Source organism: Streptomyces sp. NPDC050287 (assembly GCF_044459385.1).
GTDB lineage: Bacteria > Actinomycetota > Actinomycetes > Streptomycetales > Streptomycetaceae > Streptomyces.
Window position 1 is genome coordinate 278704 of sequence record NZ_JBITIY010000008.1, and the last position, 13897, is coordinate 292600.

Here is a 13897-nt window from a genome sequence, read left to right on the forward strand (position 1 = left end):
TGGCACGGGAAATCTGGGAACAGGTGATCCATTGTGGCTGTAGACGCGACATCGCCAGATGCGACCCCGGCAGCGCCGGGACCGCGCCGGATCTCGCTGGACGACCGGTATGCGCTCACCGCCGGGAGGGTCCAGTTGACCGGGGTCCAGGCACTGGCCCGGCTACCCGTCGACCAGCACCGTCGAGATCAGACGGCCGGTCGTCGTGTCGCGACCTTCATCTCCGGCTACGAAGGCTCACCGCTGGCCGGACTCGACCTCGAACTCGGCCGTCGGCGCGACCTGCTGACTGCCAACGACATCACCTTCCAGCCTGGTCTCAACGAGGAGGCTGCGGCCACCGCGATCCAAGGCAGCCAGTTGGTCAACACCTTCGACGGCGCCAACCGGGACGGCGTGCTCGGCATTTGGTACGGAAAGGCGCCTGGCCTCGACCGGGCCTCCGACGCGATTCGGCACGGCAACCTGATGGGCGCTCATCCTGCGGGAGGTGCGCTGGTCGTGGTGGGCGATGATCCCGCCGCCAAGTCCTCCAGCGTGCCGTGCTCATCCGAGTTCACCTTCGCCGACCTCGCGATCCCGTTCCTCTACCCCGGAGACAGTCAGGATGTACTGGACTTGGGCCTGCACGCCGTCGAGCTGTCCCGTGCCAGCGGCCTGTGGGTCGGTCTCAAGATCGTGACCGCGGTCGCCGACGGATCCTCCACCGTCGATCTCACCGCGAGACAGCGCAGCGACCTGCCGCTGCTGCCCAAGGGTTCCAAGAACCACGTGCCGACCGGTCGACTCCTCCAGCCGACGCTGGGCCCCCTGGAGCGCGACCAGCTCACCACACGGCTCCGCATCGCCCGCGAGTACGCCGCGTTGAACAAGCTCAACACTGTCTGGGGCCGCGGGGAGGCCGACCGCATCGGCATCGTCGCAGCCGGCCGCATCTGGCAGGAGCTCACCGCCGCGCTGCGCAAGGTCGGTCTGGATCCCGCCGACCTGGATTCCACCCCGGTGCGCCTGCTGAAGGTGGGCATGCCATGGCCGCTGGAGCCCCAGGTCGTCGAAGAGTTCGCCTCCGGTTTGGACGAGGTGCTGGTGCTGGAGGAGAAACGGCCCTTCATGGAGAGCGCCTTCCGCGACATCCTGTACCGGACCCCCGGTGCCCCGAGGATCACCGGGAAGACCGATCCCGACGGCCGCGACCTGGTGCCCTCCTGGGGCGAGCTCGACGTCGATACCCTCGCCCCGCGAGTCCATCGCCGCCTGGCGGCTCACGGAATCGCGGTCGCCGACCCCGATCGCGACCCCACCGTCGCGGCGGGCCGGACGACGCTGGCCTTTGCGCCCGCGATGAAGCGGGCGCCGTACTTCTGCTCCGGATGCCCGCACAGCTCTTCTGCCAGGTCCGCGGGTGACACGCTCGTCGGCGGCGGCATCGGCTGCCATGCCCTGGTCCTGCTCATGGACCAGAAGCAGGTCGGCTCCGTCACCGGGCTGTGCCAGATGGGCGGAGAGGGCCTGCAGTGGATCGGCATGTCCCCCTACACGGACCGTGATCACTTCGTGCAGAACCTCGGTGACGGCACCTTCGACCACTCCGGCTCGCTGGCCATCCGTGCGGCGGTCGCCAGCGGCGTCAACATCACCTATCGGCTGCTCTACAACTCCGCGGTCGCCATGACCGGTGGGCAACAGCCCGTCAGCGGCATGTCACTGCCCCAGATCATCGACGTCCTGCGTGCCGAGGGCGTCGCCCGCATCATCGTCACCACCGAGGATCCCACGCGGCACCGGCATCGCACACTGCCGCGCGACGTCCCCGTCTGGCACCGGGACCGCATGGACGATGCGCTGGGAGAGCTGGCAGCCACCGCAGGCGTGACCGTCCTGGTACACGATCAGGAATGCGCGACCGAGAAGCGACGCAAGCGCAGGCGCGGCGTGACTCCGACGCCCCAAAAACGCGTGTTCATCAACGAGCGGATCTGCGAGGGCTGTGGCGACTGCGGCCGGAAATCCAACTGTCTCTCGGTCCAGCCGGTGCTCACCGAGTTGGGACGCAAAACCCAGATCCACCAATCCTCGTGCAACGCCGATGACAGTTGCCTCAAGGGCGACTGTCCCGCCTTCATGACCGTCACTCCAGGTCGTCCGACAAAGGAGCAACCGGAGCGACCCACGCTGTCGGATGGGGAGCCTCCGGCACCACGCCCGGTGGTTTCCACCACCGCCTTCAACATCCGACTGACCGGGATCGGCGGCACCGGAGTGGTGACCGTCTCGCAGGTGCTGGCCATGGCCGGTCTCCTTGCCGGCTGGACGGTTCGTTCCCTGGATCAGACCGGCCTCGCCCAGAAGGGCGGTGCCGTGGTCTCCGATGTGCGCTTCCACCGCACGGGACCCGGTGACTCCAACAAGCTCGCTCGCGGCGAGTGCGACCTCTACCTCGGCTGCGACCTGCTGGTGGCCGCAGACCCCGCGAACCTGTCGGCCGCTGCCGCGGACCGCACCATCGCGGTGGTCGACACCACCGAGGTCCCCACCGGCCAGATGGTCACTGACGCGTCCCTCGAATTCCCCGACCTCGAGGAACTGGTGGCCCCCATCGCCGCCGCGGCCCGGCCCGGTCCGGAGTTCTTCGACGCCAGAGCGATGGTCCTCACGCTCTTCGGCGACGATCAGTTCACCAACATGTTCCTGCTCGGGGTGGGCTTCCAAAAGGGCGCACTGCCCCTGCCCAGCACTGTGATCGAAGAGGCCATCCAACTCAATGCAGTAGCGGTGGAGGAGAACCTGCAGGCATTCCGCCGCGGCCGCCAATACGTCTCCGATCCCGTCGCGCTCCGCAGCGCCCTCGCCTGGTCGCGACCCGCCCTGGACGCTCAGGCCGATCCTTGGGCCAGATTGCCCGGAGAGACCGAACTCGACCGGATCGTGCGGACGCGCAGCAACGATCTGGCCTCCTACCAGGACTCTGGCTACGCTCAGCGATACAGCAGCCTGATCGAGGCCGTCCGCGACAAGGAGTCCCAGATCCTCCCCGGCTCGACAGCCCTGGCTGAGGTCGCCGGCCGGTACCTCTACAAGCTGATGGCGTACAAGGACGAGTACGAGGTGGCGCGCCTGACACTGGACCCGGCCGTCGAGACCACCCTGGCCGATCAGTTCGGCCAGGGCGCCAAAGCCGCCTGGCACCTGCACCCGCCCATGCTGCGCGCCCTTGGCATGGACCGGAAGCTCCAGCTCAAAGGCTGGCTCCGGCCGGTCTTCGCGGTACTGCGGGGCATGCGCAGAATCCGCGGCACCCGCTGGGATCCCTTCGGTCGTGCCCAGGTCCGCGTCATCGAGCGCCAGCTCCGCGACGAGTACGCCGAACTTCTGCGGCGGCTCATCCGCGACCTAGCGCCCCGCAACCACGCCATCGCCGTCTCCCTCGCCCAACTCCCCGACGTGATCCGGGGCTACGAGCAGCTCAAACTCGACAACGTCGCCCGCTACCACGAGCGACAAAGCGAACTCCTCGACCAGTTCGACACCACGCTCACCCCGACGAACCGACGACGCCCGCCCGCCAAGCTCACGGACTGGCCGCGGTGAGCGAGATCTGCTGCCGGAGTGGGGTACGAAGGGCGGTCCGGGCGGCCTTGACCGGACACCGCGGCCGTCATCCCGGAGTCGCCCTGCCGTGCCGCCAGTAACCGGCGAAAGTGATGTCGGACTTGTCGGCGCCGCGCTCATGGACGAGGTGCCGCCGCAGTGTCGTGGGCAGGTGATTCTCACCCGCCACGAAGGTGGCGAAGCGCCCTGCCGGCAGGGCGGTCTTCATCACGGTGTCGAGCGCGTAGCGCCCCGGGAGTCCGGCGCGGCCGTCACGCGGAAGCCAGTGCACGCTGACGTTCTGTGGCGTGTTCAACTTCTGGATGTCCGCGCTGCTGGGTACCTCGAGGAACACTTCGCTGGGCAACGCGTCCTCGTCGGAGTCCAGGATGGACAAGATGGCCGGTACCGCGGTCTCGTCCCCTACGAGCAGTTGCCATTCCACGCCATGGGGCGGGCTGTAGGTGGCTCCCTCGTCGAGGATGCCGACCAGTTCGCCGGGGCGGGCACCCCGCGCCCAGGTGGAGGCCGGACTGTCCCCTTCGTGGAGCACGAACTCGATGTCCAGTTCGTTGCGGTCGGGCCAGAAGTGCCGGACCGTGTAGAAACGGACGTAGGGGCGTACCGCCTTGCCCGTCATCATGTACTGCGCCATCCATGTGGCGTCGGACCGGGAGGGCAGCCAGAGCCGGCCCTGGCCGGGCCGCCGGAACAGGAGCCTGAAGGCCTGGTCGACTCCGATCGGCCGGAAGTCCTTGAGGTCCTCTCCGCCCACGGTCACCAGCAGGAAGCCTCCGGGCCTCCACTCCTTGCGCACGACTTCGACCGACAGCATCCGACGGCTGACGGGCTTGATCCGGTTCATGGTGACGTCCTCTTCCCATGCGTCGACGCCGCAACGGAAGGTGGGTACGCACCACGCCCGGGCATCAAGTTAGGCATGCCTAACCATAGAATGGCGCTTGTGCGCATGGCGGCCATGCGATACCCCGGAACGGCCAGACTGTGATCGGAGCACGGGGCGAACGGGACTGGTGGGCTGGGACGGGACGGAACGGCGGATGGAGAGATGAGCGTCATGGTTCAGGTGACAGCTCTGGGCGAGGGAGCCGCCTCTCCGATCCTGAGCATCGAGCACCAGCATGCGCATCCGCCCCTCCAGGTGGCACCCCATACCCATTCGGAGCCAATGCTGCTGTGGGCGTCGACCACTTCCGTCACCCTGCGCACGGTTTCGCACGACTGGCTGGTGCCTCCGGGGCACGGCCTGTGGCTTCCCGGCCGTGTCGAGCACACGGGGACGACACGGCACGCCGGTGAACTGTGTGTCATCCGGTTCATGGCCACGCGCTGCCCCATCGACTGGGTGCAGCCCACCGGCGTCGCCGTCCAACCGCTGCTTCGTGAGCTCATCCGATACCTGCGGGCCGAGCCGGACGCGGCGAGCCGCCGGCATGCCGAAGCTCTCCTCTTCGATGTCCTCCTGCCGCTGCCCACCCACTCGATCCAGGTGCCCATGCCCGCCGAACCGCGCTTGCGTACGATCACCGAGCGGCTCATCGACTCGCCTGGAGATCAGCGAGAACTGACGATGTGGGCGGCGGAGGTGCACAGCGGGGTGCGTACTCTGTCACGGCTCTTCCTCGCCGAGACGGGGCTGACCTTCTCGCAGTGGAGGACTCGGGTCCGTGTCCGCGCCGCAGTAGGCCATCTGGCGATCGGCGCGTCCGTCAAGGCCACCGCGCGGGCTGTGGGATACCGAAAGCCCAGCGCCTTCATCGCCGCCTTTCAGCGCGTGACCGGGCAGACACCCGGTACCTACGGGGTCGAGTAGGAGCCATGCAGAGAGTGCGGTTTGGTGTCACATGATGTGACGCTCGGGTTGAGCGGGTTGTCCGCTGTGCTGGGCTTGATCCCCTTTGACGGACATCATCCCTCTGGAGCCGCAGCCACTGATCTTCGATGTCCGTCAAACGGAACCATGAACTGCAACCCCGGACGGTGCCCCTGCCGAGCCCGCCACGTGAACTCGCCAGCGGCTCAGACGTTCTGTCATGTGAGGCACATTCAGGTGTTACCTCGGCTGAGAACGTCGCGCGCCCCTGGCCCCGCTCGGCCTGCTGCCCCGGGAGACCAGGGGACGCAACGGCGGGCCGTGGTGACGACGGGGCGGGGTCACCGGGGAAGGGTGACCAGGACGCGGCCGCGACTGCCGGCGTCGACGCGGTCGTGCGCCTTGGCGATGTCCGCCAGCTCGTAGCGGTCACCGACCTCGACGGTCAGGGCGCCCACGGCGGCCTCGGCGGTCAGATCGCGCGCTGCCTGGCGTTTCGCCTCTTCGGGGAAGTCATCGCTGCCGACCAGGCGCAGGACGACGTTGTTGAACAGCAGCTTCCAGAAGGGGATCTCGGTCCGGTCCACCCTCGTCGCGGAGGCGGCGATGACCGCGCCGTTCGCGACCACGGCGTTGTCCAGGTCGGCGTTGTCGGACAGGGAGACCTCGACAACCCGGTGCACGCCCTCGGGCGCGTACGCGCGGATTGCCACCGCTGGGTCCTGCTGGTCCAGCGCCACGGCGTGGGACACGACAGCCGGGTCGACCTGTGCGAGGTCCGCGCTGTGCCGGACCGTGCCGAGCACCCTCGCCCCGCCCCAGCAAGCGAGTTGAGCGGCCAGGGAGCCGACCCCGCCCAGGACGCCGTGCACCAGCACGAGCTTGCCATCCACAGGGCCGTCGGCGAACACGGCGCGGTGGGCGGTGATGCCAGGGATGCCCAGGGCCGCGCCGAGCTCGTCGCTGAGGTGGTCGGGCAGAGGGACGGCGAGACCGGCGGGCACGACGGTGTACTGGGCGGCCGTGCCGAAGGGCCGGTATGACTGGGCGCCATAGGTCCACACCCGCTGTCCGACGCGGCGTTCGTCCACCCCCTCGCCCACGGCGTCGACGACCCCGGCGGCGTCACTGTGCGGGATCACCCGCGGGTAGGGCATGGACGAGCCGAGCCAGCCCCGCCGTTTCTTGGTGTCGCCGGGGTTGACGCCCGAGACGGTGACACGGACGCGGACCTCACCGGGTCCGGGGATGGAATCAGGGAGTTCGCCGACGTGCAGGACATCGGCGGCGGGTCCCTGGTCGTCGTACCAGGAAGCAAGCGTGGTGGTACCTCCGTGGACGGTCAGCTCGCGGGAACAGCGGGAGCATGGGGGTCGCTGTCGGTGACCGTGGTGTCGAGTGCGGGCGGTTCCTCGCCGAGGGTCTCGCGCAGCCAGGTCCGTTCGGCGCGGCTGGTGGCGCGGGCGGTGAGCAGCATGCCCCGCCGGTAGGGGTCGGCGATCTCCTCGGCACGCAGGGGCCGCTCGTTGTCGTAGAAGAAGCTCGCCGGTTCTTCCAGGAACTCCAGCCGCCTGCGCAGCACGTCGGGCAGGTGGGAGAGGAAGGCCAGGACGACGTAGAACCGGGTGAAGTCGGTGATCTCGTGGTCGGCGGGCTTGCGCAGGCGCTGCAGCATCTCGGCCCGTCCGGCCGCGGTCAGGCTGAGCACGTACCGGGCAGCCCCCGCGGCCGGGTCGGCGCGCCGCTCGATCAAGCCCGCCTTGGTCAGACGGTTGATCGCCGGATACAGGCTGCCGTCGCTGACCGGCCGCGTGTAGCCGGTCAGCTGTGTGACGCGGCGGCGTAGCTCGTGTCCGGGCAAGGGGGACTCGGCCAGGAAGCCGAGGATCGCGAGTTCGAGCATGAGTCCATCCTCGCACGGCTGCATCGAACCGATGTGGACATCGTTTCGATGTTAGGCTCTCAGGCATCCACCCACCATCTTCGGAGAGGCCCAGCAAGATGCCGGCGCAGTCCAGCGAGTCAGTGATGAACCGCTTCGTCGAGTTCATCAACACGGGCGACGAGGGTCTCGCCCGCGAGGTCATTTCTCCGGACGCGGTGTTCCACGCGCCGAGTCACCCGGAACCGCTGCGGGGGCCCGAGGGTTACATGGAGGTCCTCGGGATGATGCGCAGCGCCTTCCCGGACGTCGAGTGGACGCTGGAGGAGACGGTCACCGAAGGCAACACGGTGGCCGCGCGGTTCACCATGAGGGGAACCCACGCCGGCGAATTCTTCGGGATCCCTGCGAGCGGCAACAAGATCTCGGTGCAGGCCATGAACTTCTACTATCTGGCCGACGGCCGGATCGTCGGCGAACGGGCTCAGCCCGATCTCCTCGGGGTGATGCAGCAGATCGATGCCGTACCTGCGCCCTAAGGCGAGAAGGCCTCAGCGGTGGTGGGCGAGGAAGACGCGAGCGCGCTCGTCGAGCTCGCGGGCGCAGGTCTGAGCGCAGGGCGCGGACCGCTTTGAGGTCCGGGTGGATAGTGTCGATCGCGCGGTCCCAGGGGATCTACGCATGGATTGTGCCTCACGGGGACGGGCCGGAGTCGTCAGAGTTGTCAGCGACCCCATGGAGGTCCGCAAGGATCCGCCTGATGTCCGCAGCCAACGTCGCGGGCGTGGATACCCGGCCGGCTCGAACGGAGAGAGCACCCGGAGTGTCAGGCGGATCTGCCTCCACCAGGTAACCCACTTCCGTCAGGATGCCGAACAGGGCCGCGTGGAGATGACGTCGCGCGGCTTCCTGCGCGCGGTCGGCCGTACCCATGGGCCAGCCCCGTAGCTGTTCGTCGGCCGCGGCGCGACGGAGACTGCGAGAGACGAACCACTCCACGCCGACTGATTCTCCGCGATCGGTCACCACGACACCGTGGGCACGGTATCGGTCGTCGTTGTCCGCTTCGGGTAGTCCGGCGGCCGCCAGAAGCGTCCGGATCTCCAACCGCAGCGGCCCGCGGCCTGGGGGCTGGAGCCGATGCTGAGCACTTGTCACCAGGCATGCTCCTTGGATGGGAAAGTAGTCATTCGACGAGAGTGATGATGCCGTCTGGAATCCAGCCCTCAATGTATCCACGTAGAAATGGGCCGAGCTCGCGTGGATACGCATCGAATTCCTTGTCCTCGACATTCGACAGCGGATGCCAGACGTAATCCGCGTCCGTGACGGCGCGGGCGCGGGCGCGGGCGCGAAGACTGATCGATCTCATTTTGCTGCGACGGACTACAAAGATGCGCGTCGATTCGTCCGAACTGTCTCGCTCCGGTAGCGGGTTGTAACTTCCGACAACGGGAGTGCGTGCAAGGAACCAGTGGGAGAAGAGTGGGTCCAGAACATGAATGACAGAGAATCGTGACGGCAGGATGCGGATCACCCGAGAAGTGACCGGTCGCCAAGAGGACTCGCCATGAACCCTGTGCAGCAGTACACGGTCTTCGCGGTCGATCACAGCCAGAGTGGTGTGCCGCGGCTTATTTCTGAATGCGGTCCTCATGCCTTGAGCATCAGTCAGAACCGGTACATACGCCCTCGCTGAGCCGGAAAGGAATGAAGCCGAGAAAAACTAGGCCATTCATTGAAGCGGGACGCTGGCTACGACGGCGTCTGGCAGGTGATGCTGCAACGCTGGTCGGCGCGACCGAGGACAGGCAATGACCTGCAGCGATCAGCTGAGCGTTTCCGAATCGACGAGTGTGCGTTCCGGAGCGATCTCCTGGCCAGCCGCTGACCTGCTGCGACGGAGTTTTCTACAAGCCCCCTCTGCCGCCTCATAGCTGGTCGAGAGACGCGACCCCGGCTGCCATGGCCTTCTGGGCACCGGAGGCGAGGCTACCTGGGGCGCCGATGCGGCCCAGGGCGTCCCACTGCTCGGGGGTGACCAGAACATCGATCTTGATGTCCTCCACGGGACCGAAGGTGCCGTCGGCGCAAGTTGTCGAAGAACGTGCTGCGGCCCGCCCCCAGGGTTTCATGTGCTGGCACGGTGCTGACGTGTCAGCACCGAACTGCCGTGATTCCTGGCTGCCGAGCCCCTCCAGCTCCCGCACCGAACCCGTGCTGCTCCGGGGAACACGGCCACGGGAGGAAGATCCGGGGGCGCTCCTGGCTGAGGTCTCCCGGCCGTCAGGCGCGCAGCAAGGTGACGGTGCGCCCGGAGGGCGTGGTCTGCTGCGAGAAGGCGGTGCGCTCGTGGACCGGGGCTGCCTGCGGGCGGGTGTCGAAGACGACGAGGGTGCCCGTGGACAGCTCCATGCGGTCCAGGTAGTCGTCCAACTGTGCCAGCCCCTCGGCGAGGGGGTCGGTGCGGCCCTGGCGCCACACCTTCAGCTCCAGCGCCTCGCGCTGCACCGCCCGCGAACCGTCGGCAGCGGTGTACGGCTGGCGAATCAGCAGGTCCACGCGCCGCCGGCCGACCCCGTACTCCCGGTCGATGAAACCCGCCCCGTTCACGATCCGGTGCAGGTAGGCCATCATCACCAGCTGTGCCGCGGCCTCTGGGTAGGTCGAGGCGGTGGCCAGGATCTCGCCGTTCTCCCGCCAGAACTCGGCGAAGGAGCACAGCAGCTTGTCCATGTCGATCCGGCCGTCCGGCAGCCGGAAGCTGCTCGGGGCGGCGACGACCTGGCCCTCCGTGTTGTTTCCCAGGACCCGGACAATGACCTCCTGGTAGATCGGATTGGCCACCCGCACCGGCGCGTCCGGAGCGACCAGCCCCAGGTCACGCACGTACGCCAGATCGTCGTCGTACGTGTCCGTCGGCAGGAGCAGCTCGCCCGCGATCACCGGCTGGATCACCCGCCGCACCCGGTCCTCGCCCAACCTGGCGGCCAGCGAGTCCAGATGCGTCGCACGCGCCAGGATCAGCCGCTCCTTCGCCTCCTCCATGTGCTCGGCCGTGATCGGCGTGGCCGACGGCACCCCCATCTCCTCGACGACCTCCCGGGCCAGCGCGTTGACCAGCCACGGCTGTCCCTGGGTAAAGCTGAAGGCACGCTCCAGCGCATCCACCGTGAAATCCTGGCCCGTCTGCGTGGTGTGCTGCCCGTACAGCTCGGCGACCTCGGCCTCGGTGAAGTCGCCCAACCGCAGCGACGCCACCTTGATGTTGAACGGACTCGACGTACCAAGGCGCCCCGGATCCCCGCCCGAGGCCGCCTTGTAGTCACGCACATCCCGCAGCCCGCACAGCACCACCGCATGCGGGAAGCCGCCACGGCTGACAGTGAAGCCATCGCGCAACTGGCGCAGCACACTGCGCAGGCTCTCCCCCCGCAGCGCGTCGATCTCGTCGAAGAACAGCACCAGCGGACGCGGACAGCTCCGCACCCACTCAGCCAGCCCCCGCGTGAGCCGGGACCCGGGCACCGCGTCGGGCCAGGAGGCGGGGGGCGCGAGCTCATCAGGAAGCCCAGCGGACTCCGCGGACCGCCGAATCGCCTCCAGCACCAGCAGCTCGGCCTGGCCGTAGTCCTCCCCGGCCACCTCCGCGCTCTCGCACGAGAAGTGCAGCGCCGCGTACCAGCCCGAGGCCGTCAGTTCCAGGGCCATCGCCGCCAGCACCGTCGTCTTCCCGGTCTGCCGTGGCGCGTGCACCACGAAGTACTGGCCCTGCTCGATGTACCCGCGGGCCCTGGGCAGCCGCTCCTGGGCCGGCACCATGTAGTGACGCGTGGGGACGCACGGCCCGGCCGTATTGAAGTAGCGCATACCTCGCACGCTAGCCGACGGCACCGACAACCTGAGGCGATCGTGCACCCGACCACCGGCTACGCCGCCCCGTACGGGCACGAGTGCCAGAGCAGCGGTGCCCCGGTGCGGAGATCACCCGGCGGGCAGACGCAGAAACGCGGCCAGCGCCCGCTGGGGTGCGGTGACCGCTGGAGCGCCTCCGGCGACCGCCAGGGCATGCAGGTCACCGCCGCACAGCTCTTCGCGTGCCGATCAGCTCATCCGGGGCACCGCTGTCGTCCCAGTCGGCCTCATGCATCCTGCCCTTGCCGAAAATCTCATCCGGGCTGGTGAGCGACCGAGGCGCGCACTGCGGCCAGTGCCTTGTTGGACAGTTTGGCCGCGGGTCAGGGGCCGGTTCCCCGCGACCACGAACGCCGGAAAGCGGCTGTACCTGCTTCGTCACGGCGGCAAGGAGTGGCTGGATGAAGATCGACACAGTCGCATCGCCGTGGAGACCCGCATGGGCCGCGAGGTCGCCGGCGTGGATGGTCTCTACTCGCACGTTGCCCTGGCCATGGAGCAGGAGATTGCCGATTCGCTGCAAAGCAGGTGGCTGCGCCGTTCGTGGTCGGCGAGGGAGGGCACTGGAAAGGCGCCATCTCCCACTGCTCTACCATTCGATCTTGAAAAGTGGTGGAAACCAGCAGGTCAAAGCCGCTCAGGACACGTCGACATAGTTTCGTTCATGAAGTTCATCTCCACCAAGAGCTTCATGCCCTTCGTCTGGTACCGCATCGCCCTCGGCATCCTGGTGATCGTGCTGGTCAGCATGGGTGCACTGAGCCCTCACGCGGCGGAGTCGGCGGGCTGACCCGGCGCGGCCGTGAGGTGGACCACAGCACTCGACGCTGTCGTCCTACGTACCCGTGACCAATCACATACGAGTTGAGTAGCCATCTGGTAGCGCACTGTCAGTGCTTGCCCCTAGGCTTGTGCGCATGTCCCCCGATTCCATCACTCCTGGTTCCGTGCGGTCTGCTGCCGAGGTGAACGAGCAGATCCGGGCCCTCTGGATGCGCGCGGGCGGCACCCTCTCGGCCCAGGAGCGCGTGGAATACGAGCTGTTGGTGGTCGAGTGGGCGGCCGCGATCCGCGGCGAGGTCATCGAAGCGGCCTGAGCCCGACGAGGCTTCGCCTCCTGCGGCAGGCCTCCGGGAACGCGGACCTCCGGCAGATCTCCGGGCGAGCAGGCCCCGAGGAGGCCCTGGACTGGCCGGGAGCGATTCCTCACCGGCCGCCCGACACCCGCAGTACCGCCCCCGTCGCGTACGACGCGTCCGGCGACATCAACCAGGCGATCGCCGCCGCGATCTCCTCGGCCTGCCCCGGCCGTCGCAGCGGGACCGTGCCGGCCGCGCGCCGGGCGCGGTCCGGGTCGCCCATCGTCGCGTGCATCTCGGTGTCGATCACTCCCGGTGCGACCGCGTTGACCCGGACCCCGTCCGGGCCGAGTTCCTTGGCCAGCCCCAGAGTCAGCGCGTCGACGGCGGCCTTGGTCGCCGCGTAATGGACGTACTCCCCGGGGCTCCCGAGGGTCGCGGCGGCCGAGGACACGTTCACGATGACACCACTGCCCCGGGCCGTCATGAGCTGCGCCGCCCGCCGTGAACACAGCAGTGTGCCGACCAGATTGACGTCCACGACCCGGCGCAGGTTGCCGGTGTCCGTATCGGTGAAACGCCCCAACGGCCCCGTCACCGCCGCGTTGTTGACCAGGCCCGTCACCGGCCCGAGCCGCTCCTCGGCCACGTCGAAAAGCCGCTCGACGTCCGTCTCGACCGCCGTGTCCACCCGTACGGCGACACTCCGCCGCCCGGCCTTCCGCACCCCTTCCGCCACGGCTTCGGCGGCCCCCGCGTCCCGGACGTACCCCACCACCACGTCATGACCGTCCGCGGCGAGCCGCAGACAGGTGGCGGCTCCGATGCCCCTGCTTCCACCGGTGACGACTGTGACGGAACCTGCCATGAGTGCCTCCCCGAACGAGCCTCACTGATCGATCATCGATCATCCTAGGGGCGTTCCTGTGCGGACGTAAGGTGCATCGCTCGCTCTCCACGCGCACGGGAACCCGTGGTGCACGCCCGGAAGCCGTGCGGCTGACGGCCGCCGAAATCACCGCGTCCCCCTTGGCGCAGCCCTCGCCATGCCCAACACTGAGCCGATGACGCAGCGTGTGGAGCTCGCCGCCGTGCTGGACCGGCTGGCCGTTGACGAACTGATCACCGACTACGCGGTGGCCGTGGACGACGGCGACTGGGAGGCCTACCGAGGTCTGTTCACCGCCGACGGGCGGGCGGACTACCGCTCGGCCGGAGGGATCGAGGGGGAGGCCGGACAGGTCGCCGGGTGGCTCGCGGAGAGCCTGCGGGCGTTCTCGATGCGCCAGCATCTGATCGTCAACCGCCGCCTGCGCTTCGGCGTACGGGACCAGGACACCGGCGACACGGCACGCCTGAAGGCCGACTACGTCAACCCGATGCGCCTCGCCCAGGAGACCGACGGCGACGGACCGGGCGCTCCCGACTTCGTGTGCGGCGGACGGTACGACTTCGGGCTGCTGCGTACCGACGACGGCTGGCGGCTGCGCGAGGTGGTCGTCCACGAGAAGTGGCGGCGCCTGCCCGGCCGGGCCCCGGCGCCCGTGGTCCACTGAGCCGACGTCCTCTGTCCCCCGGGGCGTCCACGGCACGCGCATC

General features: G+C 68.3%; 12 protein-coding genes and 1 pseudogene. 6 read left to right on the forward strand and 7 right to left on the reverse strand.

Annotated features, from left to right (window positions below):
- Positions 1-33: 33 nt before the first annotated feature.
- Complete coding sequence (locus tag ACIBK3_RS29375; protein WP_399370416.1) at positions 34-3588, forward strand: indolepyruvate ferredoxin oxidoreductase family protein; 3555 nt, start codon at positions 34-36, stop codon at positions 3586-3588.
- Positions 3589-3655: 67 nt separating this feature from the next.
- On the opposite strand, the gene ACIBK3_RS29380 is transcribed toward ACIBK3_RS29375, so the two are convergent.
- The gene (locus tag ACIBK3_RS29380) at positions 3656-4453 is read right to left on the reverse strand and encodes a siderophore-interacting protein (RefSeq protein ID WP_399370418.1); all 798 of its coding nucleotides are present in this window, start codon (positions 4451-4453) and stop codon (positions 3656-3658) included.
- 204 nt (positions 4454-4657) lie between these two features.
- Between ACIBK3_RS29380 and ACIBK3_RS29385 the strand changes: the two genes are divergently transcribed.
- Complete coding sequence (locus ACIBK3_RS29385; RefSeq protein WP_399370419.1) at positions 4658-5422, forward strand: AraC family transcriptional regulator; 765 nt, start codon at positions 4658-4660, stop codon at positions 5420-5422.
- A 341-nt stretch (positions 5423-5763) separates the two neighbouring features.
- Here the strand turns inward: ACIBK3_RS29385 and ACIBK3_RS29390 are convergent, their stop codons facing one another.
- On the reverse strand, positions 5764-6768 hold the full coding sequence (locus ACIBK3_RS29390; RefSeq protein WP_399370501.1) for an NADPH:quinone reductase: 1005 nt from the start codon (positions 6766-6768) through the stop codon (positions 5764-5766).
- On the reverse strand, positions 6765-7325 hold the full coding sequence (locus ACIBK3_RS29395; protein ID WP_399370420.1) for a PadR family transcriptional regulator: 561 nt from the start codon (positions 7323-7325) through the stop codon (positions 6765-6767). Before ACIBK3_RS29395 ends, ACIBK3_RS29390 begins: the two co-directional genes overlap by 4 nt.
- Positions 7326-7450: 125 nt before the next feature.
- On the opposite strand from ACIBK3_RS29395, the gene ACIBK3_RS29400 reads away from it, so the two are divergent.
- Positions 7451-7843: an ester cyclase gene (locus ACIBK3_RS29400; RefSeq protein WP_399370421.1), complete on the forward strand. Its 393-nt coding sequence runs from the start codon at positions 7451-7453 to the stop codon at positions 7841-7843.
- A 647-nt stretch (positions 7844-8490) separates the two neighbouring features.
- On the opposite strand, the gene ACIBK3_RS29405 is transcribed toward ACIBK3_RS29400, so the two are convergent.
- The 3 genes from ACIBK3_RS29405 to ACIBK3_RS29415 form a co-directional block, all read right to left on the reverse strand.
- Entirely contained in the window at positions 8491-8961 is a 471-nt protein-coding gene (locus ACIBK3_RS29405) for a hypothetical protein (protein ID WP_399370422.1), read from the reverse strand.
- A 274-nt stretch (positions 8962-9235) separates the two neighbouring features.
- The gene (locus ACIBK3_RS29410; protein ID WP_399370423.1) at positions 9236-9373 is read right to left on the reverse strand and encodes a hypothetical protein; all 138 of its coding nucleotides are present in this window, start codon (positions 9371-9373) and stop codon (positions 9236-9238) included.
- Positions 9374-9590: 217 nt separating this feature from the next.
- On the reverse strand, positions 9591-11174 hold the full coding sequence (locus tag ACIBK3_RS29415) for an ATP-binding protein (protein WP_399370424.1): 1584 nt from the start codon (positions 11172-11174) through the stop codon (positions 9591-9593).
- A gap of 697 nt (positions 11175-11871) precedes the next feature.
- Here ACIBK3_RS29415 and ACIBK3_RS29420 point away from each other — a divergent pair.
- Together ACIBK3_RS29420 and ACIBK3_RS29425 are read left to right on the forward strand one after the other, a co-directional pair.
- A pseudogene (locus ACIBK3_RS29420) lies at positions 11872-12009 on the forward strand (undecaprenyl-diphosphatase); the annotation flags it as partial.
- 127 nt (positions 12010-12136) lie between these two features.
- Positions 12137-12316 (forward strand): hypothetical protein, encoded by a 180-nt coding sequence (locus ACIBK3_RS29425; RefSeq protein ID WP_399370425.1) that lies wholly within the window; start codon positions 12137-12139, stop codon positions 12314-12316.
- A 109-nt stretch (positions 12317-12425) separates the two neighbouring features.
- Here the strand turns inward: ACIBK3_RS29425 and ACIBK3_RS29430 are convergent, their stop codons facing one another.
- Complete coding sequence (locus tag ACIBK3_RS29430) at positions 12426-13166, reverse strand: SDR family oxidoreductase (RefSeq protein WP_399370426.1); 741 nt, start codon at positions 13164-13166, stop codon at positions 12426-12428.
- 196 nt (positions 13167-13362) lie between these two features.
- On the opposite strand from ACIBK3_RS29430, the gene ACIBK3_RS29435 reads away from it, so the two are divergent.
- A complete protein-coding gene (locus ACIBK3_RS29435) occupies positions 13363-13854 on the forward strand; it encodes a nuclear transport factor 2 family protein (RefSeq protein WP_399370427.1) in 492 nt (163 codons plus the stop codon).
- Positions 13855-13897: the final 43 nt, after the last annotated feature.